Genomic DNA, 23,597 nt, shown 5'->3' with positions numbered 1-23,597 from the left:
AGGTGCTCTGCCACACTGAATATTATTTCAACTTTTGAAACCACACTCCTGTTTCATCAATCGTATGCAGAGAAAATGACTCGCCTTTCATCCTCTCAAAATCGTGTACTGCTTGCTTGCACCCCTCCCAGTGACCGTAATCATCAACCTGAATTAAACCGTTAGAAATAACGCTGTCATAAAGCGTATTAAATATATCCATTGTTGACTCGTACCAATCTCCATCAGCGTGCAGAAACGCAATACTTCCTATTGCGGACTTGTATTTGGGTAAAGTCTGGGAAAATAATCCCTTAACAGGTACAACAATATCTCTAACTTGCAGTAATTTACAGATTTTATCCAAATTTTCACTAATGGAAGCTTTGAGAGTTCCTTCACCAAAACCAGTAAGATTTGCAGGTATTCCCTGATGTCGATCGATCTCGGTAGGTGCCGGCATTCCTTCAAACGTATCAAAAGCATACAGCACTCTCGGACGGCGGCTGTAATGTTTAATCACAAATGCTATCAATGCTGCTGACCCGCCTTTACAAGTTCCGCATTCGACAAAATTTCCCGGCAAATCTTCCACACATATTTGCTTTGCCAAACAATAAAGAGAAAACAGTCTCGATTCGCTAAGCAAGGTATAGGGGCGAACAGTTGACAAAATATTTTTAAAGTTTGCAGTATAAGTTTGCAGTGACGATTTGCTGCTTGGAATAATTGTCTGCCAATTTCGCTGTTCTAGCGTTGGCAATTTCTGTTTTGGCAACTCTTTGCTAACGGGCATACCGCTGATTGAATAATCCTGCAAATGTGCTGGCAACTGCCAGGAAATATTGGGGTCTGGTTGATGTTTTACTGGCTCGACATTGCCCCGCCAAGCAGCCCCCATAATTTGCATTGTTTGATATACTACCGTTTGCCATCCCCGTTGCTTCAAGTAATCTAAACCTTGAGCAACATCGGGAGCAGTTAAATCGTGAAATAAAATTATTGCATCTTCCTCCGCCAATTTTTCGCAAACAATTGCGTCATTTAACGGCCCCGGTTCTCCGTGTTCTCCGTCAATAAAAATTAACGACCATTTGCGGTTGAATTGAGCGGAAAATTCTTCGACTCTTTGGGGGCTGTAGCCGGGTATTAGCTCGACTGATGTTTGAACGCCAGACGCATTTAGAGCACCTTGAATTGAATCGATTACGCTTTGTCTGATGTCTTCTCTTTCTAACAGCGGATCGACAACATCTAACTCAACTCCTGCGAGGGCTAAGTGACAGGCAGACCACCCTAGCCAGCAGCCGATTTCTAAGGCTTTTTTACCTTTGAATTGCAGAGCTGTATTGTAAAGGATGTGCGCTTCGTCGCGATTCAAAAACCCGATGAATGGATAGCGCTTGTCTGCATACCAATTATGCGGAATTTCCCGGCGCAAATAAGGCCAGTTACTTGCATTTGGATCGGCAACAATCATATTGGGGAAATAGGAGTCAGGTATAATTATTTGGAATCCTGGCGAGACATAATCTCCTGGCTGTAATAAATTATATTTGCTAAGTTCAGATTTTTTCTCTGCCATTTTTAACTCTTCAACTATCTGTATTTCTTCCTTGTGTTTAGGTTGGTAACGGACGCTTATTTCCAGTATGTCGCCATCTGTTGCCCTCAATTGTAGTCGGTCAAAATGCTGGCGGCCAGCTAAATGCAAAATGCCGATCGCCTCCTGCGGCAAGTACGGCTCCACAAAACAGCCTCGCTGCTTGTCCCAAACCGGAAAACCGTTGAATATCCAATTGCACCAAGCTGGTAGCATTTCAGTAAGCTCGAACAATTCCCCACTGTAAACAGCTAGGTTGAGGGCAAATTGATCTGTCATGACACAGCCGGATTTTTGCAATCCTAGATCGAGTTTTTCAGCCCATATTTCCCAGTGCAAAGCATCTTTTCGGAGTGCGAAAACTCCAGCATTTAATATCGGATAACTGTATAATTTTTTAGCGACTTCCTCAGCAAAGTTAGCTTCGTATTGTTGATAAACCCACTGCCAAAACTGAGGAAGTTGTCCGTACTGCTGCAAGCTAGCCCTGTGAACTTCGGGAACAATTGCCAGTCCCCGGCGCGATGCTCCTGCAACTAACAAATTAATTGCTCTCCAGTCTTGAACCCAAGCATCCGCATCTATCCAAAGGTATATATCAAAATTGGGAAAGTATTTTCGCAAACAAGGTCTAACTAATAGTCCTTTTAAATGTTCGGGAGCTTCATTTCTGCCAGGAAAGTCAAAGTCCCAATCGGGCTTTTTAATGATATTAACTTTGGTTTTTAGCCACTGCAACTGTTCGGGAGTGCAGCCGAGATCGAAAAAGCCGATCGCCACATTTTCACCCTCTGGTTTTTCCCGCACCGATAAAATAGTACCTCGCACCAATTCAAAGTAATTTGCATCGGCGGCCGTGATGATGATAATCTGCATAAATAGTGGGTGGGGGCGGGTTTATTTAACCTGTTTGCACCGTTGAGGGCGATGGGTGAACCCGCCCCTACAGGCTGCTTGAAAAGTCTGATTAAATTATAGGGTAGGGTAGGGTGCGCCGAAGTTCCGCAATATTCATAAAACTATACTATCGAGACGATCGAGGAGGAAGTGTGAAAAACCAAAAAGGGAAAGTTTATCTAGTCGGTGCCGGACCCGGAGATTGTAACTTGATGACAGTGCGATCGCACAAACTGCTATCCCAAGCCGAAGTCTTAATCTACGACGCTCTCATCGACATCCCGCAACTCGAATTAATCCCAGCAACTTGTCGAAAAATTGAAGTCGGGAAACGCGGCGGTCAACCTTCCACCCAGCAGCAAGAAATTAACCGTTTGCTGGTAGAACATTGCAAACTAGGAAAACAAGTAATCCGCTTAAAAAGCGGCGATCCGTTTATTTTTGGTCGTTCTAGTTCCGAAATTCAAGCATTAATCACAGCAGGCTGCAAGTTTGAAGTAGTACCCGGAATTTCATCCGTATTAGCCGCACCTTTACTAGCAGGAATTCCCCTCACCGATCCGGTAATGAGTCGCTGTTTTGCAGTGATGAGCGCCCACGAACCAGATGCTTTGGAATGGGAAGCATTAGTGCAGATAGAAACTTTGGTGATCTTGATGGGAGGGCGCAATTTAAGCGAGATAATTTGGCAATTGCAAAAGCACGGACGATCGCCCGAAACTCCGATCGCCATTGTCCGAGATTGCGGCCGCCCCGAACAGCAAATTTGGCTGGGGAATCTCTCCAACATTTTACAGCAAACAGCAGGTCAATCTCTATCGCCTTGCGTGATAGTAATTGGGGAAGTAGTTAGATTGCGCGAATATTTAATCCAGCCACAAAGCACAAATATGATCGATACACCAGTCACCACTAATAACAGCCAATTGCCGCTAGCAGGACAAACCATTTTAGTCACGAGATCGGCTTCTCAGTCGGCTGAATTTAGCGATCGACTCCAGCAACAAGGAGCCCGCGCGATCGAAATGCCCGCCTTGGTAATTGGGCCGCCTTCGAGTTGGGAACCATTGGACAGTGCGATCGCACAATTGTCAAGCTTTCACTGGTTAATTCTGACTTCCCACAACGCTGTAGACTGCTTTTTTCAACGATTACAAGCAAAAGGCAAAGACGCCCGCAGCTTGTTTGGCATTAAAATAGCAGTTGTCGGCAAAAAAACAGCAGAAAGTTTGCGATCGCACTCTCTACAACCAGACTTTATTCCCCCCAACTTTGTCGCCGATTCCCTAGTCGAGAACTTCCCCGATCACTTGCAAAACTGCAAAATCCTATTTCCAAGAGTAGAAAGCGGCGGCCGAGAAGTTTTAGTTAAAGAATTCACCGCCAAAGGAGCGCAAGTAATAGAAGTGCCAGCTTACCAATCTTGCTGTCCGGAAACTATCGACCCGATCGCCCTCTCCGCACTCCAAAATCAAGCCGTAAATATCATAACATTTGCCAGTTCCAAAACTGTGCATAACTTTTGTCACCTCCTAGAAAAAAGCCCAGAATTGTCCCTGTCTAAGGATTGGTTAGAAAGCGTTTGCATCGCATCCATCGGGCCGGAAACTTCCAAAAGCTGTCAGAAATTATTGGGTAAGTTAGACGTAGAAGCCAAAGAATATACTTTAGACGGATTGACTGAGGCGATCGTTGAATGGGTTGCAGACTATCAAAATCTGTAAGTGCGAGCGAACAGCCGTTAATTATCTAATCTGTAGGTGGTAAAAGGGTTATAATACCAATTTAAACAAATTCCGGGTAAGGACACGGCAGTGCCGTGTCCCTACAGATGGTCGCGTACAATCTCTCGGTGGCAAAACTTTTATCAATTAGGATAAAATAGTTGTAAGATAACTAGGAGGAAATATGACCGCAAAAGACCAACTTCTTCAAGAACTAGACCAAGTACCAGAACCTATGTTGAAAGAAGTGCTGGTGTTTGTACTAGCCCTGAATGCAAAACAGCCTGTAAAATCAGAAAAAAGTGATGTTTGGAACGCTTACCTAGCATCTAAAAAAGAACTACAGGACGTTTACCCTGTACCAGAACCTATGTTGAAAGAAGTGCTGGAGTTTGTACTATACCTGAAGACAAAACAGCCTGTAAAAGCAGAAAAAAGTGATGTTTGGAACGCTTATCTAGTCTCTAAAAAAGAACGAGAGGAGGTTTACCGTGTACCAAAACCTAGGTTGAAAGAAGTGCTGGAGTTTATACTAGCCCTGAAGCCTATACAGCCTGTAAAAGCAGAAAAAAGTGATCTAGAAGCCAAAGCATGGCAGGCCTATCTAGATTCAGAACGCGAAAGAAAGGAGGTTTACCGTCGCCTTGCCAACTCCTAATTTTGTCAGCAAAAGTATGGTTTTAAGTATCCACGCCAGACAGATAGAGAGATTTGGCGGCACTCCCGGCGTTAGAGATGAAGGCTTGTTGGAGTCGGCTTTGGCTCAACCGCAAGCAACTTTTGGCGGTCAATTTTTGCATCCAACAATTAGCGAAAAAGCTGCCGCCTATCTCTATCACATAGCGATGAATCATCCCTTTATTGACGGCAATAAACGAACGGCTTTTGCGGTGACAGATACCTTTTTGCGTTTGAATGGTTGCGGTCTGAATTTGACGGACGATCGAGCATATGATTTAGTCATGCGAGTCGCACGGGGAACTATGACTAAGGAAGAACTAACCACCGAGTTCGAGTCATGTATTTTTGAGTTTTAATAAGTAAGTTGGGCCGCATTCATTGAGGTTAAGTAAGGTGCGGCGTACTCACGCTACATTGAAATAGCGAATTGCGGAACAAAAAAGCGAGTAAAATTATCACTAAAGAACAAAGCCGATCGCCTTTGCGTCAAATCAGCAATAAAACTAAACAGAAAATAGCACAAACCGCCGATCGCCCTTTCTACCGCAAATCCCGCTACCCAACTACTAATTAGCAATAGCCATGAATATAAATTTTTCTCGTTACGACACGTTAATCACCCTGCTAGCAGGAACTACGGCAGCCTTAACCATCGTCATCAGCCAACCTGCGATCGCCAAAACTCCCCAAGAAGTCGCCAACATTGCCGGGCCGCTGACAGTACAAATTAACAGTTCCCTCGGAGACGGTTCTGGCGTAATTATTGCCAAAACAGGCAAAACTTACACAGTTTTAACAGTCAACCACGTCGTAGAAAAAGCAGACGTGAAATACACCGTTCGCACCTCTAAAGGCAAAAACTATCAAGCAACCTCCGTCACCCGTTTGCAAACCGCCGAAACTGACCCGGATTTAGCCGTAGTCAAATTTGAAAGCCCCGAAGAATATCCAGTCGCGACGATCGCCGATTCCGATCAAGCCGTCATCGGCACTCAAATCTTCGTTTACGGCTATCCCGCTACGGGCGGACTTTTCGGCGCCGAACGAGAACCAGAACTCTCTCCCGGCCTCGTTACCAGCCGCCCGCGCAACCGCCCGGAAGGTTACACTTTGCGGTATCAAGCCGTAACTTGGAGCGGCATGAGCGGCGGCCCAGTTTTTGACTCAGACGGCCGAGTCATCGGTTTACACGGACAAGGGGAATTCGGTTTCGCGCAAACCAGTTCCGGCGAAGTCGCCCCGATTAAAACCGGATTTAACGCAGCAGTTCCAATCAATACATTTATCGCGAAGCTGGTGGCGGCCGGAATGAACAAATCCGAGTTGAAAGTAGACAATACTCCCGCAACTCAAGGCCCCGTATCCACCATTAATCCTCAAGACGCCCAAGCCTATTATTTTCGAGGACTTTCGCGGTTAGATCAAGACAATCCTTCGGAGGCGATCGCCGATTTCAACAAAGCACTCACTTTCAAGCCCAACTACACTCCGGAATTGTACTTCAACATCGGCAATGCCCGCACTCTGATCGCCAGCTTCGAGACAACCCGCGCGCCCAGCGCTATTCAAGCATACACGCGGGCGATCGAAGCCAATCCCGGTTTTGCCGACGCTTACTACAACCGAGCTTTAGCTTACCTGGACAACAAAGACCAACCGAAAGCAATTGCCGACTTTCAAAAAGCAGCAGAACTTTACAAGCAAGGCGGAAGAACAAGTGCCTATCAAGACGCGCTCAACAGAATCAAACAATTGCAGTAGAATTAGAAGTTAAGAATTAAGAATTAAAAATGAGTTATCCCATTTTTAATTCTTAATGTCGTTTATAAAAACAGCAGGTAAATAACAATGACTGCTATCACCTTAAACCTCAATTCCATTATAAAACTAACTTCCGAACAGTTTTATCAACTGTGCGAAGAAAACCCGGACTTGAAACTTGAACGGAACGCCAACGGAGAATTAATTGTCATGCCCCCAACCGGAGGAGAAACAGGAAAAAGCAACTCAACAGCGAATGCTCAAATCTCGACGTGGAACGATCGAACTGAACTCGGAGAAGTGTTTGATTCCTCCACAGGCTTTACTCTGCCCAATAAAGCCGATCGCTCTCCAGATGTCTCCTGGGTAGAAAAATCCCGCTGGTCAGCTTTGACGCCCGAACAAAGAGAAAAATTCATCCCGCTTTGTCCCGATTTTGTCATTGAATTAGTCTCGCCCAGCGACAGTTTGAAAAAAACTCAGGAAAAAATGCAAGAATTTATGGAAAATGCCTGCCGTTTGGGTTGGCTGATTAACCGCAAAAAACGCGAAGTTGAAATTTATCGCCCCGGTCAAGATCTGGAAGTTTTACAATCTCCTCTCACTCTTTCTGGGGAAAATGTTTTGCCGGGATTTGTTCTCAATTTGCCAAAAATTTGGAATTAATTTGAGTTATCGATTGTTTTTAAATTTTAAAAAAAATGCTATGACTGCTATAACCTTAAACCTCAACTCCATAATTAAACTAACTTCCGAACAGTTTTACCAACTGTGCGAAGAAAACCCCGATTTAAAATTAGAACGCACCGCCAACGGAGAATTAATCGCCATGCCGCCAACCGGAGGAGAAACGGGAAGAAGCAACTCAAAATTCAACTTACAGATTGGACTTTGGAACGAAGAAACCCAACTCGGTGAAGCCTTTGATTCCTCCACAGGATTTACTCTGCCCAATGGCGCCGATCGCTCTCCCGATGCGTCTTGGGTAGAGAAATCCCGCTGGTCAGCTTTGACACCTCAACAAAGAGAAAAATTTATCCCGCTTTGTCCCGATTTTGCTGTGGAAATTCTCTCCCCAACGGACAGCTTGAAAAAGACTCAGGAAAAAATGCAAGAATATATGGAAAATGGCTGCCGTTTGGGTTGGCTGATTAACCGCAAAAAACGCGAAGTTGAAATTTATCGCCCCGGTCAAAATGTGGAAGTTTTACAATCTCCTCTCACCCTTTCTGGGGAAAATGTTTTACCTGGATTTGTGCTCAATTTGCCAAAAATTTGGAATTAGTAGAAGTCTCTTTTGACTTATTATATCATCTTTAATAAAAGAACCGTTACCATTTCGTAGCGAGGAATGCAAGTCAGAGCGATTTCGATCGGGAGGGGAGCATCTCATATTTGTAAAAACACTTCTTCGGGCTCCTTCCTTCTGACTCTTTCCCCGCAGCAAGAGAGCCTCAAAACTCCAATTTCTAGCTGGGCTGCTTTCATTGAGATGCTCCCTAGCCACTCCTTAGAACACTATAGCTTCTTTGTCCTTAAACTCGATAACTAAACTGGATTCGGGATCAGAGGTTGAATTAACTCCACAATTTTGTCATACATAAAGTTATTGACACAATCAATTAGCGCACTGGAAAGGGTTGATTGAGATGCGGGAATTTGTTTAATTAGCTCGTTCATGGCTTCAAGATCGACATAGTAGGCAGCTTGATACATTTGTTCTAACCACTGAGAGGACATCTCGGCTAGATCTTCTGGAGATAAAGAAGCAACAAATAGTTCTTGGGAATCTTTTCCTACAACTGTGTAGATGTACTCTACTCCCAAGTGTTGAGCGAGTTTGTCAAAGACGATCGCTTGCTGAAATGGCTTGCTCATAAAGTCGTCACAACCAGCCATAAGAGCTTTCTCTCGATCTTCTTCAAAAGCACTCGCAGTTAAAGCAATAATGACAGTCTCTTGTCCCTGAGGGTGTTCTCTAATGCGTTTGGTAGCTGTGTAGCCATCCACGATCGGCATTCGTAGATCCATCCAAATCAGGTGTGGGGCCCAACTTTCCCACAGGGATAGCGCCTCAACTCCCTGTGTTGCTTCGCGCACCTCAAAACCGACTGACGTAAGGAGTTTGACCAATAAGCGGCGATTTTCCTCTACATCTTCAACAACAAGGATGCGGTAAGTTGGTTGTCCTGCAGCTATACCCATCACTCTTTGTTTAGGCAATTCTGAGGCAAGGCAGACTGCTTGAGGTAACTTTACCTCAAGTTCAAAGTAAAAAATGCTGCCCTGATTCAATATGCTTTGAACCCGAATCTGACTACCCATGAGTTGGGCAAATTTTTGGCTGATAGCTAGACCTAGACCAGTACCTTGATTCAATTTATTCCCAGCTTCAGCTTGCACGAACACCTTAAATAAGCTCTCAACTTCTGTTGGAGCAATTCCCACTCCAGTATCCTCTATTTCAAAACATAGGCGACAGGACGTTTGGTCGATCTGTTCCGATTTTACTCGTAAGGTGACGCTTCCTTGATTGGTAAACTTAATCGCATTACCGAGCAGATTGACTAAGACTTGATACAGTTTTTTCTCATCGCTATGCACAAATTGGGGCAGATCGGACTCTCGCTCGACAATTAGTTTCACTCCTTTCGATTGCGCTTTAATTTGCAACATTTCTTCAAGAGAAATCAGCAAAAATTTTAGATCGAAGTCAGAAAGATAGAGTATCATCTGTCCGCTCTCGATTTTGGATAAATCTAAAATGTCGTTAATCAATTCCAATAAATGTGTGCCGCTACGATTGACGATCGCCAGATCTTGTTGGAGTTCGGGAGTCAGGACAGGATCGTAAATCATCAATTGCGTAAATCCCAAAATAGCATTGAGAGGAGTACGGAGTTCGTGGCTCATATTGGACAGGAACAGACTTTTGGCTTGGTTTGCTGTTTCTGCTGCTTCTTTAGCTTGCTGAAGTTCCAACTCGGCTTGTTTGCGATCGCTAATGTCAATTACATATCCCAAGATTTCCACTGGTCTACCTGCACGATCTCGAATTAGTCTGAGTTGAGCGAGTATCCAGCGATAAACCCCATCTGAGCTACGAAGACGGTATTCATGGAAATAAAAATCATTGACGAATAGATTGGCTAAGTCATTAGTTACTCGTTCTAAATCATCTGGGTGTAAGTTATGCGCCCAAAATTCAGAATCTTCTAAAAACGCAATGCTTTCATAGCCCAATACATCTTTGATATTTTCGCTGATGAACGTTGGTTCATAATTGCCACCAGGTTTACAGCCAAAAATAACGACGGGGCTGTAGTTCAGAAGAAAGTTGAGGCGATTTGTGGTAGCCTGCAAATCTTGCTCAGCTTGTTTCAGTTCTGTCACATCATCCTGAACCGCAACATATACGGTTCCATATTCAGGATGATCAAACCTAGACGTATGAACCCTGCACCAAAAAAGTCTGCCATCTTTTTTCTTATTGTAGACTTCATATTGTGCTTCTCCGTTCCGATCGAGTTGAGTGACAATATCTAGAACGCTGGCGTCTGGTGTAACCTCTGTATCGATATAATTCAAGACACCAACCGATTGACCTGCGAGTTCGCCCTCTGTGTAGCCAAACATAGCGTCAAATTTGGGATTGGTGTAGACGATCGTGAGGTCTGAGGCTTTAATTAAACACACTCCACCTGCCATGTTATGGATAATAAGACTCTGAAGCTCTAGCGTCTTTTGAGCTTCTTTTCGAGCGGTAATGTCTTGGATTTGAGCAATAAAATGCAGTGGATTTCCCTGTCCATCTTGTACTATCGAGCCATTAAGCAGAATCCAAATTATATGTCCTTGTTTGTGGAAATACCGTTTTTCCATTTGGTAAGTTGAAATTGTTCCTGCTAATAGTTGATGTGCATAACTAAGATCCCCGTCTAAATCGTCAGGATGGGTAATGTCTTGGAAAGTTAACGCTAACAACTCTTCTGAGGAGTAGCCAAGAATCTGACACAAGGCAGGATTGACTTTAACCCAGTGCCCATCAAGTGAAACGATCGCCTTTCCAATTGACGCATTTTCAAACGCATTGCGAAACTGCTCTTCACTGTTTCGTAAAGCTACCTCAATTTTTTTCCGTTCGTTTTCAGCCCGCTTGCGCTCATCGATCTCTTTCTCTAAGGCTTGATTTGCCACAATAAGTTGAGCTGGACTAGGTAAAGCTAACGCTGATGGAATTAAAAACACTAGCTCAGATGCAGTATATATAGAAATCAGAGCAGTAATAGCTTTAAGTCCTCCCGAAAGCCAATAAGTAGGAAACCAAAGCGTCCATATGTCCATGATATGAGTTGTACCACAGGCAATTATGAAGGCGCCAAACAGAAAAAATACTTTCTGAAATGGAGTATCTTGGCGCTGTCGCACAAAGTAGATGATCGTGATTGGGATGGAGTAGTAAGCTAAAGCAATTAAACCATCGGATAAAATATGTAACCCTACTAAGTTTGTTTGCCACAGATAGCAGTGACCGTGAGGAATGAATCCTCCAGTCTCAAAAAAATGTGTAATCATAACTAACCTGCATTATTGATGAGTGCTGAAGTGCTTAGCGATTGATTTCTGCCATTGTACGCTTCATCGTCGAAGTCATACCGGGAAAACCACTTTTGAGTAGGGAGATACCAAATTGCCAACTCAGCAGCACGAGACATCCGATCGCAATGAGGAGTAGACTTGCCCTGTAAGAAATCTGGTTGTTCATCAACCGGCTGCTTGGGTTTAAAAAGTGTTCTCCTAATGTTACCCGAAACGAAGAAGGGCAACCGCGGGGAGATTATCCCTACCTCAACAAGTCAGATTTTGTAGGGGCTGTGCCAGCGTGCCAGTCCTCAAACCCTGCGATCGCAGGACTTCTTTCTACGTCAAGTGAGTTAATAACCTAATAATTCAAGTATACTCTTATTCATAGGGTTATATTTCTCTAGCAAAAAAGTATGGAAATCAGTAGGAGTGTCGATAGCACTAGCGATCGGCTTAGCGATCGAGCTACCAACTACCGAGGCAATATTTTAATTGTTGACGATCTGCCTGGTAACCTGCGTCTTCTGGGCCGTACTTTGAGCGCACATGGTTATAAAGTTCGCTGTGCCACAACAGGCGAAATGGCGCTCCGAGCCGCCCAATTGCCATCGACGGAACTAATTTTACTAGACATTAAATTGCCCGATTTGGATGGCTATGAAGTTTGTAAACAATTAAAATCTGACGAGCAAACCACAGGCATTCCGATAATTTTTTTGAGTGCTCTCAATGAAACTTTCAATAAGGTTCAGGGGCTGGCTGTTGGTGGGGTAGATTATATTGCTAAGCCGTTTCAAATCGAAGAAGTATTAGCTCGTATCGAAACTCACCTAACCATCCGACGGTTGCAACAAAGCCTCCAAGAGCAGAATTTGCGTCTCTTGAGAGAAATCGAAGAACGCCAACGTCTCGAAGAGTCCCTCTTTGCCGAAAAAGAACTAGCTCAAGTGACCCTCCAATCGATTGGTGATGCAGTTATTACTACCAATGCTCAAGGTAATGTGCGATATTTCAATCCTATCGCTGAGCAACTGACAGGCTGGAAGGCTGATGAGGCTCAGGGACTCCCCCTGTCTACAGTCTTTGAAATTGTCAATGAAGTAACGCGAAAGCCAGTAGAGAATCCGATCGGCAAGGCTCTGTTGGAGAAGCGAATTGTGAGCTTAGCTAACGATACTATTCTCATTGCCCGCGATGGGACGGAGTATGCCATTAAGGACTCAGCAGCACCGATTCGAGACCGCCAAGGTCAAATTATCGGGGCAGTCATCGTCTTTCACGATGTTACCGAATCGCGCAATCTTGCTCGTCAACTCTCTTGGGAAGCCAGTCACGATGCTCTGACGGGTTTAATCAACCGTCGAGGATTTGAGCAGCGACTAATTGAGGCGATCGCTTCTGTTCAAGATAGCAATCAGCCGCACGCTCTCTGTTATTTAGATTTAGATAAGTTCAAAGTCGTTAACGATACCGCAGGTCATATTGCTGGCGATGAACTATTGCGCCAAATCACTGCGCTTTTACAAAACGGAGTCCGCGCTAATGGCACACTGGCTCGTTTGGGAGGTGATGAATTTGGTCTTTTGCTGACTAAATGTCCCCTCTCTAAAGCAGCTCAGATTGCGGAAAACCTCAAAGACCTAGTGCATCAGTTTCGGTTTATTTGGGATAGCAAAACCTTTATCATTGGCGTCAGTATTGGAGTTGTTGCCATTAACGAAGCCAGCCAAGATTTGAGGGATGTTATGGGGGCGGCTGATGCAGCTTGTTATGCTGCCAAAGGCAAAGGTCGCAACTGTGTTCATGTTTATTGTCTAGATGATGGCGAACTAATATAATTACACAACGTGGTGAGAGGCACATGGTTTGCAAAATCAGCCGTGCGTTAGAAACCTCTCGTTTTTGTCTCTACTCCAAAAAAATTGGCTCTATTACCTCTAACCCATGATTAGAGCATGATAAAATTTTGTTAAAAATGCTAGATAAAAACGGAGAAAGCGTGGCTCCCAATGAGTTTATTATCACCGCCGAGCCTTATGGTTTGATAACCAAGAGCGATTGTTGTTGGGTAATCGAAACTTTTTGATTGAATTATCATAATTTATCGGGGCTAAAACTTTTTAGGTATTCGCATCCTCAGAGTTTTGCGACTTGTTCTCTCCCGGTTTTTTGGGCGATCGCACCCTCTTCCTTCAGAATTACCACGGCGAACCGATCATGGTAAAAGCGGCCCAATAATAAGGATGCGACAAATTTCGATCGCCCCTGGTAGTCAACTCCGAGGGTAAAGGCAGAGCTTGATTTTTGCCCGATCGTACCAAATAACCATCTTGCAACCGCACTTCTCCCCGCAGCATCGCCAACTGCGCTTGCCGCAAAGCCTCAGCCTTAATCGGCGCTGTACGCAACTGCTGGTAAAACTCAGTCATCAGCCCCAAAGTACCGACATCGCTGACATACCACAAACTCGCCAAAGCAGATTTTACCCCTGCGTGCACCGCCAACCCCGCAAACCCCAACTCAGCTTGTTCGTCTCCCACCGCCGTAGTACAGGCACTCAAAACCAACAACTCGACCTGCGGGTTAGATAACTTCAACTGATCCAACTGATTCAACTGCAACTTAGTATCCCAAAACTGAATGTAAGAATTTTGGGCACCCCCAGGCTGAAAATCGCCGTGAGTAGCTAAATGAATAATTTTGTATTGCGGTTGATTGCGCTTCTGCTTCAAATTTGCCAAAGTAAAAGCTTCATTGAGAAAAGACGAACCCGGCCAAATCTTGCCCACAATTGTCGATATTTCCAGCGGCACTGCCGGCAAAGGATTTTGCTCGTATTTGGCCGGAAAGTTCGACGCACCCATCGCCAAAACTTCAGAACCCTTAAAATCGGCATAGCGAGTATCAGTTAAACTCAAACTCGGAATCAGCCCCAAACTGTACTTTTCTACCAAAAACTTCTTGCCGTCGTAAAGAGCAGCCAAAGGCAAAGTCCGCAAACCGACATCCATCGAAAACACCAAAGTGTCAATCTTGTTAGCATCCAATTCCGGTTGCAGCGGTGCAATTAACCACTGGTAAAGTTCCTCGGCAGGTTCCTTGTAATCAACAGCATTCAATCTCCTGGGAGTTCTGATAGCATTAGTGAATTCTTTAGCAACTTGCAGAACTGTCTCGCGGCTTGCAGGCACGCTTTTAAAAACATTTTTGCCGTCTGGCAATAACAACACAAGTTCTAAATGTTTGTCTTTTGCCCACACGTAAAGGATGGCGGGTTTAACTCCAGTCAACTGATTGACACTGCTGAGAGTATCTCGAATACTTTGCTGCGTGACCGACTTTTGACCGAGATTGCCCCCAAAGTAACGTTCAAATTCCTGCCCCTGAGTTCTATCCCTTTGCTGCACTGCGTCGATCGGATTTATTTGCCCGATCGAACTCGATCGAGAAATCTCAGGAACCCTCACATTCCCGATACTTTCTGCACTCACCCCGCTCGCCGGCTTCTGTCCAGTTGCCTGCAAGCTGCCGTTTTCTGTGGCAGCAGATGCACCCTGATTGTCTGTTAACACCGACTGCGACAGCAATACCGAGCCGGTCGCCGTCTGGTTCGACCCCGCCTCAACAGACGCAGCAGCAGGTTCTGGCGAGACATTTGTGTTGCTGCTCTTGGGCGCAGACGCTGCGGGAGGGAGACTCACCTGAGTCACAATTTGTTGAGAATTGTCTGTAGTTTTTAGTGCCACGCTGCTAGTTGGTGCCGGACTCGACACGATCGCCAGCGGCCCGATAGTAGTTGAGGAGGTGGCAGCATTCGACTTCGAGTTTCCCGTCTCAACAGTCGCCACCGTGCAAGTTCCCGACGGGCAAGTGCTTTGAGAGAGGGTCAGCGAACCCGATCGAGCCAGCCCGTCTGTAGAAATGCTGACCTCGGCGCGATCGGCAGCCTTTCCTGTTCCCGCAGCCCGAAACGCTCCCCCAGCATCGATTTCCACATTGCCGCCCGTATTGCCGCGAGCTTTGATCGAAACAACTTCAACATCTTTCTGCCCGGTAATTTTGCTCGAACCTGCAGTTCCCGATTGCGAACTCGAGTTGATCACCCCTGTAACGATCCGGCCCGGCGCTGCAATCGAGATATCTCCCCCGCTTTTGGCACCAAAAGCATCGATTTTGCCCGTTTCTACCGCACCGGCGCTGTCGATGTTGATATTGCCCGCTGCGGAAGCCGATCGAGATGAAAGCGTACCAGCAGTCAAGTTGCCTTGAGTGCTAGTGATGTTAATCCCCGCAGTCGAAGTAACGTCTCCGACGGCTACAGTACCGCCCATCAGAGAGATCGTGGCGTTATCAGTTCCGACGATCGCACCCGTTCCGACGATCGCGCCGCTGCCAGAGGGCGATTGAATCGTCGTCGGATCTTGAAATGTCACCGTCACTGGCGTTGAATTTGGCGTTCCAGAAGCAATCGAGATCGCACCGCTACCGTCAGCGCGCCCGATCGCGATCGAAGCAAACCCATTCCGAAAAGTGCTCAATTCAGCAGCACTCAAGTTCAGAGCATCGGTATCGCCAGAACCTTCAATTACAATATTTTGACTGGGATCGGCCTGTTGCAGCACCAGATTGCCGTTGCTGGCGATCGAATTGTTGCCACCGGTCAAGTCAATATCGTTGCCGGTTAAAGTAATATTCCCCGGTGTTTTCGAGCCGCCAGCTTGGATCGCCCCGGCAGTGACTCCCTTGGGCCCCGTCAGCGTCACATTCCCCGCGCGGTCGCCCCTCGTGTCGATCGCCCCTGCTGTCACCGTGCCCTGTGCGGTAACGCTAACATCTCCCGCCTCCGATTGTGGCACTTTGGCAGAATTGACAGAAGTGTTGATAGTGGGGGCAGTTCCAGTACGTAGCTGACCGGTTGTGACATTGCCCGCGGTGCTGGCGATGCGAATTTCCTGATGGTGGGTAGTGATATTTCCGGTTCTGATATTGCCGTCAGCTTTGAGAGTAATTGAGGCATTGTCTGCCCCTGTCAGGGAACTTGTGGTAGTGATCGTTCCCAAACCCGCCGGCGATTGAATAATGAGCGGGTCATAAAATGTAAAATCGTTGGCAATCAGAATCGAACCGATACCGTTGCTGCGGCCGATCGTAATTCCAGCAAACCCATTTTGCAAACTTCCGAGGTCGCTTGCCGTCAGATTCAAATAAATATTAGTGCCGACATCTCCAGAACCGCCGATCGCAATATTTTGACCGGGACTCCAAGGTTGCAGTACCAAAAAGCCTGTGCCGCTGACTGAATTTTTGGCACCTGTCAAATTAATTTCATTACCAGTCAAAGTAATGTTTCCCGAACCCCCTGCGATCGAGCCAACTCCCAGAACACTCTGAGCTGTCAAAGTTACAGTTCCCGTCGCTTCCGGGCCGCTGGCATCAAGTTTTTGGGCGGTTACGTTCAGGCCTTCCAGTAAAATATTCCCGCTGCTGCCGGTGCTGGGATTCGATGAAGAAATATTGTTGGCAACGGTCGATCCCTGACTCGTTAAAATAACATTTCCGCCGTTGCTCGACAAATTGCCCGCAGTAATTTTATTTCCTGAAATGGAGATCGCGCCGCCAGCCGTGCTAATTGTATCTCCAGAATTCATCGAAAAAACACCCGCGCCGCTGCGATCGGAATCTGCTTTCAATGTCACCGAACCAGTAGTTGCTTGAAAGCTCAACTGATTGTCCGCCAAATCAGCAATTGTAATATCGTTGAGCGCTTCGAGAACCACATTTGATGTAGCCGACATACTTTCCAGAGATCTAGCCGAAATTGTCAGCGAAGGCTCAGAATTGTTTTGCTGTGGAGATGGCGTTCCTGTTGACAAAATATTATTGTTGGCAATTATTGCCGCATCGCCGGTACCTTCTGAAGAATCTGTAATTAAAATATTCTCTGGATCTAACAGCAAAGTCCCCAAACCGTTTGTCCCGGAAGTATCGACAGTACCGTTAAAAATCAATCTTTGCTTGCCCGAAACTTCCACAAACCCGCCAACACCTGCGGTTTCCGTTGCAGAAACGCCATTCGCGCTGATGCTGCCCAAAAATGCTGTTGTGTTGTCCGCCCAGACAAACACTCTGCCGCCGTTGCCTGATTGAGTTCCGTTGGCAGCGATCGAACTTTTGCCATCCACGTAAGTCATCCTGGCATTCGGCACGCTTCCCTCGCCTCGGTAATCTCCCCCGATCCGCACCGTTCCGCCGCCGTCGGGCCCCGAAGCCTCAATCTTCGCTCCCAACAGCCCTACCTTGTCGCCCAACACGTTGACGCTTCCTCCCGCGCCCCCCCTGGCAGACACGTCTGCATCACCCGCTACCAGCGCAGTTCCACCGCCTGCAGGCCCTGTTTCGCCGCCTGTGAGCACGACTTCACCTCGATCGTTCGTAGTTATACCCGTAGCGTTAGCCACGCCGGGGCCCGAAAGCAGCCGAGGTAAACTCTGGGGAGAGAAGGGAAGAGCTTCCGAACCCGAGACTCCCGCAGCCGGAGAAACTTCTAAACTCAGCAAAAGTCCGTTTTGACTGAACCGCACCAGATTTTCGCCCGGGACAGCCGCCACAGTAATTTGACCGCCCGGGGCTGAAAGTTTGCCCGTACTGATGACCGTACCGCCCAGCAAAGTCAAATTTTGCCCGGTTCCGACAGCCAAGTTACCCGCATTGACAATACTCCCCGGCTGTGTGCCAAAAACAAAAGCATTCGGCGTTCCGACTAGGGCTGCGTAGTCGTTCGCCCCTGTACTGTTGAACCAACGGTCATCAAAACCGATACCGCTAGCGGTGGTCGCCAAAAAAGACCCGGACACATCGAGTCGGGCATTTGCTCCGAAGATGATGCCTGCGGGATTCATCAGCAACAAATTAGAATTGCCGCCGCTAACTTGAATTAGACCGTTAATTAAGGAAGCGTCCCCGCCGACAACGCGGCCGAGGATATTTTTAACGGTTGGGTTGGAGATGAAATTGGCAGTTTCACCAGAATTCAGACCGAACCGAGTAAAACTGTGGAACAGATTTGCTCCATCTCTGGAGGGAGTGCCACCTTGAATGTCGTAGCGAGGGGGCGACCCTGTACCTGGGGCGGTGACAGCGGTTCCGGTGCCGTCTGGGGCTGGAGTAATAGATTGTGCTGCTGCAATTTGAGGTTGGGGATAAATTGCGACGAATACCCATCCGCTGGTGTTTTCTTTGAGGAAAAGCAGGTTGGGGGAAAAATCTAATATCCAAAATCCGGCAATGGGAATTGCTGCCAGAATCGACCGTACAGCACGTTGAGCATTCATAAGTTTGCCTCGGTCTAGACCTTGATTCAAGTTTAAAATTGAGATTTTAGGTAAAAAAGAGTCGATCGCACCCCAATGCTGACACTTCCTAACGCTAGTTCTCGATCGCAAATCTTAAATTTTCAGTCTAAATTTAATTGTGTCACCAACATAGCAAAGACTGACAGTAAGTGTCGAAACACAGGAAGTTTAAACGCCTGAAAATTATGAGCGATGGAATTGTGCGTCTGATTGGTTTAACTGGGGGCATCGCCACCGGTAAAACCGCCATATCTAATTATCTGAGAGATGCCTGTGGATTTCCAATTTTAGATGCCGATATTTACGCCCGCGAAGCTGTGAACCCCGGTTCGCCAATACTGTACTCTATTGTAGAACGATACGGCGCGGGTATTTTGCTGCCCGATGGCAATTTAAATCGGCCCGAGTTGGGAAATATTATTTTTTGTAACCCAACCGAGCGGAATTGGTTGGAACAACAGATTCACCCTTATGTCCGCCGCCGATTAGTTGAGGAAACTCAAACCTGCATTGCTGCATTGAGTCCGGTATCCCAGGACACACGTGACTTAAGTACAAAAACTCAAGAAACCGGGTTTGTTCACCGCGATCGAAAGCTAGAACGAAGTATTGTTGAAAAAAACTCCGGTTTCTGCGCCCCGACTGACAAGTTAACTTTGGTTTTGGTTGTGCCGCTGCTGTTTGAAGCTAACATGACTGACTTGTGTACCGAAATTTGGGTGGTGTACTGTTCGCCCGCAGTGCAGTTAGAACGGCTGATGCAGCGAGACGGCTTGAGTTACGATCGAGCTAATGCCCGCATTAACGCCCAGTTGCCGCTAGCTCAAAAGTGTCAACAAGCTGATGTTATTTTGGACAACTCGTCAACCCTCGATTCGCTGTTCGTGCAGATAGATGCACAAGTCAGTCGATTTAAGATTTGAGATTTGAGTTTGACTCCGCGATATCGGTTTAAAAACCCGGTTTTTTTAATCCCTGCGCGCAAGTTAGTCATTTGAGTTTTGAGATTTGACATTTGAGATTGACATTTGAGATTGACTCCAGGATTTTGTGAACGGTTTTTTTTCCCCGAACCGCTTTCGACTCGTCCTTCGGAGCGGGCCGCTAGCCATCTTGACAAAAAGCAATAGCCGAAAAAAAATAAAAATGTTCACAATTCATTTAAAAATACCGTAGCAACTCTTTATGAAGTTATTCTGAAGGATTAGACATTGCTTGCTTTAGGAATCTCGTGCACCCAAATATTTATATGTAGAGTGTTGATGACGCGCCTCTCTACTCTGCTATTTTGATTTGATTCGAGGGTGGAATCGTCAGATCGATAAATTGCGAAATTAATCTGAAAACTATTAAAAATTTATAGTTTGCGCTTTTCATTTACTTATTGATAGAGTATTTCAATAGGCTTTCAGGGTTTATACCATTTGAGATTAGAAATTTGAGATTTGAGATTTCAAAATTGAGAATTATTTATAACTACCGGGTTGGGAGTACCGGCCTAGAGTGGCATTCTTTTTTTGTAGATGGTATTGAATTTTGCTGGTTGCCCGCCAGTAAGTAGCAGACAACTCGAACTTGCGAGCGAACAAGCGAGCTAGATGAGGGGTTTCCGCCGCATTTAAGGAAAAATCACAAAAAGTGTAGTTGCGGTCAATTACTAATTGATGGTTTCGCCGCAATTAATTTTTTTATCCTGATAGCAGAGTACAGACTGCGTATCAAGAAGGGGAAAATACAAACACCAAAATTGATGATGCGCGTTTACTCTTCCATCCTGATGTCAAGCCTGTTACTGAGCGGCACCGCAGTTAACGCTCAAAGCTTAGAAACTCGATCGACCTTTTTTGCTCAACACAACTCAGATCCCGAAATTTTAACCGCCGTAGCCGACACTCTGACCTTTCACGCAGATAACGATAAAGATACGCCGCCAGAACGAGGAAGCGGGAGATAAAAGCGAAAAAAGCGATAATTGTCTGTTGGGGATTAGGTAAGTACGGGGAGAATCGAAAATTGGGAGAAGAGGAGAAAAATTGAATATTTCCATCCATTAATTCAGGACTTACGTACTGCGTACTAAAAAACCGATTTTTTAGCGGTATTTGACGACTTAAGACATAATTTTTGGCTGTTCCGGTTTTTTGACCGAGCGTACTCAAGATATCACAAGCCACAAACCGGCGCGAAATGTTGCACTGAAAAAATCAAGGTAAAGCGCGAGTAGGAATCTGGCGCTTTACCTTGATTTTTTCAACTTTTGCAGCTTTAATTTTCTTCGGCAGCTTCGCCGCCAACCACGACATCGCGAATCCGCAAACTAGGGCCGCCGCAGCCCACCGGCAAACCGCTTTGTCCTGCCTTGCCGCAGCCGCCGGATTCATCCCAGTAGAAATCGTCGCCGATCGCCTCAATATCGGCTAAAGTGCTGAAAACATTACCCGAAAGAGTAACATCCCGCACCGGATTGTCGAGTTTTCCGTCGCGGATCATCCAAGCTTCGCCGGCACTGAAAGTAAACATTTCGCCGTTAGTCATGCCGCCTTGCCAATTGCGCGCATAAACTCCTTCTTTGATACCAGAAAATAAGTCTGCAACTGGCGTATTACCCCGTTCGATCCAAGTATTCGTCATGCGGACGATCGGCGGATAATGATAATTCAAACAGCGAGCATTGCCAGTAGGCGTTTCTCCCAATTTGCCCGCCGTTTCCCGCGAGTGCAGCCGCCCGACTAAAGCGCCGTCTTTAATTAACTGAGTAGTAGTCGCGGGAGTGCCTTCGTCGTCGTAGAAAAAGCTGCCCCGGTGTCCCTCTGGCGCTGCACCGTCGAAAATTTGCAAGTTTTCTGGGCCGAACTGGCGGCCGAGAGTCATAATTTCCAAAATGTCGGGATTTTCGTAGGCCATGTCGGCTTCGGAAAGATGCCCGAAGGCTTCGTGGACGAACAATCCGGTCAGAATTGGGTCGATGACGACGGTGTAGGTGTTGCCTTGGACGGGGGGTAAGGCTAGGGAATCTACGGCGCGCTGAGCGGCGCTGCGAACTTGAACATCGAGATCGGTTAAATCTTCGTAGGCTTTGCGGGAACCGGTAGTTTCGCGGCCGGTTTGTACGGTTTCCCCGCTGCGGGCCGTGGCGGCAAACCGCATTTCCATGTCTGCCCAACCTTGTTCGAGCATGGTGCCTTCGGAGGTGGCGAGGATGATGCGCTGGGTGCTGTCGCCGTAGCGCACGGAGATGGTGGCGATGCGGGGGTCAATGCTGCGGAGAATGGCCGCGTAGCGATCGCACAATTGCTTTTTGTCAATAAGGGGAACCAGACGCGGGTCTGTTCCAGTCAGCGGCAGCAAGCAAATGTCTTGTACTGGGGTGACAGGTGCCAGAATCGTTTCTTCTTCGCCGATCAGTTTAGCCGCGGCGATGGCTTCTTCGATTCTTTCGGCGAGGGTGGAAAGTCGGTTAAAACTGGCAAAGCCCCAGCCGCCTTTGTGACAAGCTCGGACTTGGCCGCCAATTGAGACTCCTTCGCTGAGGGTTTCAATTTTTTCGCCTCGCAGCAGGATGTCGGTGCCTTCGGCTTCTTCGAGTCGAATTGCTAGATAATCGACTTGGTTGCGGTAGCGTGCCATTAAGTCTGACAGCAGATTTTTCGAGTCGGCGATCGAGGTGGGCATAAGGAAAGCACGGTGTTTAACTGACCAAAAATTTGGGTTTCAAGCCTCGCCCACAAGCGGGCGACTTTTTTATGTTAGACTATTGCCGTAGGGTTTTTCCACGTCAAATGATAGTTCTGGAATTTAAAGTTAAAGGAAAAACAACCCAATACACTGCTATAGATGAGGCGATTAGAACCGCTCAGTTTGTCCGCAACAAGTGCATCCGTTACTGGATGGACAACAGAGGCATTGGGCAGAAAGAGCTTTATCGCTACAACACAGCGTTGCGGGATGAATTTCCGTTTGTCAAGACTTTAAATTCCCATGCTTGTCAAGCTTCGGTTGAACGTGCTTATACTTCAATCGCTCGGTTCTACGACAATTGCAAGCGCCAGGTTTCCGGTCAGAAAGGCTATCCAAAATTTCAGAAAAACTGTCGCTCAGTTGAGTATAAGACATCAGGGTGGTCACTTTCCCAGACGCGCAAGCAAATCACTTTTACCGACAAAAAAGGTATCGGCAGACTCAAGCTGAAAGGGACGTGGGACTTAAACTTCTACCAAGTCGAGCAAATTAAGCGGGTACGTTTGGTTAAACGTGCTGACGGTTACTATGTCCAATTTGTAATCAGGATTAAATGCCAAGTTGAAACAACTTCGAGTGGGCGAACAATCGGTTTAGATGTTGGACTCAAAGAGTTTTATACCGACAGCAACGGACATAGTGAACCGAACCCCAGATTTTACAAAAAAGGTGAGAAGCGACTGAAGTCTCGACAACGCCGTGTTTCTCGCAAAAAGAAAGGCTCTACCAACCGAAAGAAAGCCATTAATCGACTAGGGCGAGTACACCTCAAAATAAGTAGGCAGCGTCAAGAACACGCTAAGAGAATAGCGCGTTGCGTAATCCAATCTAACGATTTGGTCGCCTATGAAGACTTGAGGGTTAAAAACCTAGTGAAGAATCATTGTCTCGCTAAGTCAATTAATGATGCTGGTTGGTATCAATTCAGGAAATGGTTGGAATATTTTGGAATTAAGCTTGGGAAAATAACGATTGCCGTTAATCCAGCTTATACCTCTCAAAAATGTTCTAACTGTGGCACTGTTGTGAAAAAATCTCTATCAACTAGAACACATAGTTGCAAGTGTGGACTGGAATTAGATAGAGATTGGAACGCCGCTAGAAATATCCTGAATTTAGCCTTGGGTACTACAGGTCATGTAGGAACCTGGATTTTAAATCCGAACGCTTCGGGAGATTCGACCTCTACTCAGGCTGGAGCAATCTTGTCTGGGCAAGTTGGGTCTGTGAACGAAGAATCCTCACGCCTTTAGGCCCAGGAGTGTCAATTCATTTTGC

At 46.4% G+C, this 23,597-nt stretch carries 16 protein-coding genes; 11 read left to right on the top strand and 5 right to left on the bottom strand.

The window, feature by feature from the left end; all coding sequences use genetic code 11:
- Positions 1–22: 22 nt before the first annotated feature.
- The gene (locus tag QUA80_RS04065) at positions 23–2,458 is read right to left on the bottom strand and encodes a TylF/MycF/NovP-related O-methyltransferase (RefSeq protein WP_333421652.1); all 2,436 of its coding nucleotides are present in this window, start codon (positions 2,456–2,458) and stop codon (positions 23–25) included.
- 173 nt (positions 2,459–2,631) lie between these two features.
- On the opposite strand from QUA80_RS04065, the gene cobA reads away from it, so the two are divergent.
- From cobA to QUA80_RS04030, 7 genes are all read left to right on the top strand, one after another.
- Positions 2,632–4,203 (top strand): uroporphyrinogen-III C-methyltransferase, encoded by a 1,572-nt coding sequence (gene cobA / locus QUA80_RS04060; protein ID WP_333421650.1) that lies wholly within the window; start codon positions 2,632–2,634, stop codon positions 4,201–4,203.
- 184 nt (positions 4,204–4,387) lie between these two features.
- A complete protein-coding gene (locus tag QUA80_RS04055; protein ID WP_333421648.1) occupies positions 4,388–4,861 on the top strand; it encodes a hypothetical protein in 474 nt (157 codons plus the stop codon).
- A gap of 16 nt (positions 4,862–4,877) precedes the next feature.
- Entirely contained in the window at positions 4,878–5,240 is a 363-nt protein-coding gene (locus QUA80_RS04050) for a type II toxin-antitoxin system death-on-curing family toxin (RefSeq protein WP_333421646.1), read from the top strand.
- Positions 5,241–5,311: 71 nt separating this feature from the next.
- The gene (locus tag QUA80_RS04045) at positions 5,312–5,458 is read left to right on the top strand and encodes a hypothetical protein (protein WP_333421644.1); all 147 of its coding nucleotides are present in this window, start codon (positions 5,312–5,314) and stop codon (positions 5,456–5,458) included.
- 8 nt (positions 5,459–5,466) lie between these two features.
- Positions 5,467–6,645 carry a tetratricopeptide repeat-containing serine protease family protein gene (locus QUA80_RS04040; protein WP_333421642.1) on the top strand — a complete coding sequence of 393 codons (1,179 nt, stop codon included), beginning with the start codon at positions 5,467–5,469 and terminating at the stop codon, positions 6,643–6,645.
- A gap of 87 nt (positions 6,646–6,732) precedes the next feature.
- Positions 6,733–7,311: a Uma2 family endonuclease gene (locus QUA80_RS04035; protein WP_333421641.1), complete on the top strand. Its 579-nt coding sequence runs from the start codon at positions 6,733–6,735 to the stop codon at positions 7,309–7,311.
- Between the two features lie 40 nt (positions 7,312–7,351).
- Positions 7,352–7,930 (top strand): Uma2 family endonuclease, encoded by a 579-nt coding sequence (locus QUA80_RS04030; RefSeq protein WP_333421639.1) that lies wholly within the window; start codon positions 7,352–7,354, stop codon positions 7,928–7,930.
- Positions 7,931–8,193: 263 nt separating this feature from the next.
- Here QUA80_RS04030 and QUA80_RS04025 read toward each other — a convergent pair whose 3' ends face one another.
- Entirely contained in the window at positions 8,194–11,220 is a 3,027-nt protein-coding gene (locus tag QUA80_RS04025) for a PAS domain S-box protein (protein WP_333421637.1), read from the bottom strand.
- 34 nt (positions 11,221–11,254) lie between these two features.
- Positions 11,255–11,410 (bottom strand): hypothetical protein, encoded by a 156-nt coding sequence (locus QUA80_RS04020; RefSeq protein WP_333421635.1) that lies wholly within the window; start codon positions 11,408–11,410, stop codon positions 11,255–11,257.
- A 232-nt stretch (positions 11,411–11,642) separates the two neighbouring features.
- Here QUA80_RS04020 and QUA80_RS04015 point away from each other — a divergent pair, with 232 nt between their 5' ends.
- On the top strand, positions 11,643–13,067 hold the full coding sequence (locus QUA80_RS04015) for a diguanylate cyclase domain-containing protein (protein WP_333421633.1): 1,425 nt from the start codon (positions 11,643–11,645) through the stop codon (positions 13,065–13,067).
- 360 nt (positions 13,068–13,427) lie between these two features.
- Here QUA80_RS04015 and QUA80_RS04010 read toward each other — a convergent pair whose 3' ends face one another.
- Positions 13,428–18,560, bottom strand: a complete 5,133-nt coding sequence (locus QUA80_RS04010) for a CHAT domain-containing protein (protein ID WP_333421631.1) — start codon at positions 18,558–18,560, stop codon at positions 13,428–13,430.
- A 206-nt stretch (positions 18,561–18,766) separates the two neighbouring features.
- Between QUA80_RS04010 and coaE the strand changes: the two genes are divergently transcribed.
- The gene (coaE, locus tag QUA80_RS04005) at positions 18,767–19,504 is read left to right on the top strand and encodes a dephospho-CoA kinase (protein ID WP_333421629.1); all 738 of its coding nucleotides are present in this window, start codon (positions 18,767–18,769) and stop codon (positions 19,502–19,504) included.
- An 827-nt stretch (positions 19,505–20,331) separates the two neighbouring features.
- Entirely contained in the window at positions 20,332–20,535 is a 204-nt protein-coding gene (patX, locus tag QUA80_RS04000; protein WP_445302198.1) for a heterocyst-inhibiting protein PatX, read from the top strand.
- Between the two features lie 311 nt (positions 20,536–20,846).
- On the opposite strand, the gene QUA80_RS03995 is transcribed toward patX, so the two are convergent.
- Positions 20,847–22,253, bottom strand: coding sequence for a TldD/PmbA family protein (locus QUA80_RS03995; protein ID WP_333421625.1), 1,407 nt, complete (start codon positions 22,251–22,253; stop codon positions 20,847–20,849).
- A gap of 107 nt (positions 22,254–22,360) precedes the next feature.
- Here QUA80_RS03995 and QUA80_RS03990 point away from each other — a divergent pair, with 107 nt between their 5' ends.
- Positions 22,361–23,572, top strand: a complete 1,212-nt coding sequence (locus tag QUA80_RS03990; protein WP_333421623.1) for a transposase — start codon at positions 22,361–22,363, stop codon at positions 23,570–23,572.
- The last annotated feature ends 25 nt before the right edge of the window (positions 23,573–23,597 follow it).

The organism is Microcoleus sp. F4-D5 (assembly GCF_036704885.1).
Lineage (GTDB): Bacteria > Cyanobacteriota > Cyanobacteriia > Cyanobacteriales > Microcoleaceae > Microcoleus.
The sequence above is the reverse complement of the archived record's forward strand: the minus strand, read 5'-3'. Positions and strand labels throughout refer to the sequence as shown.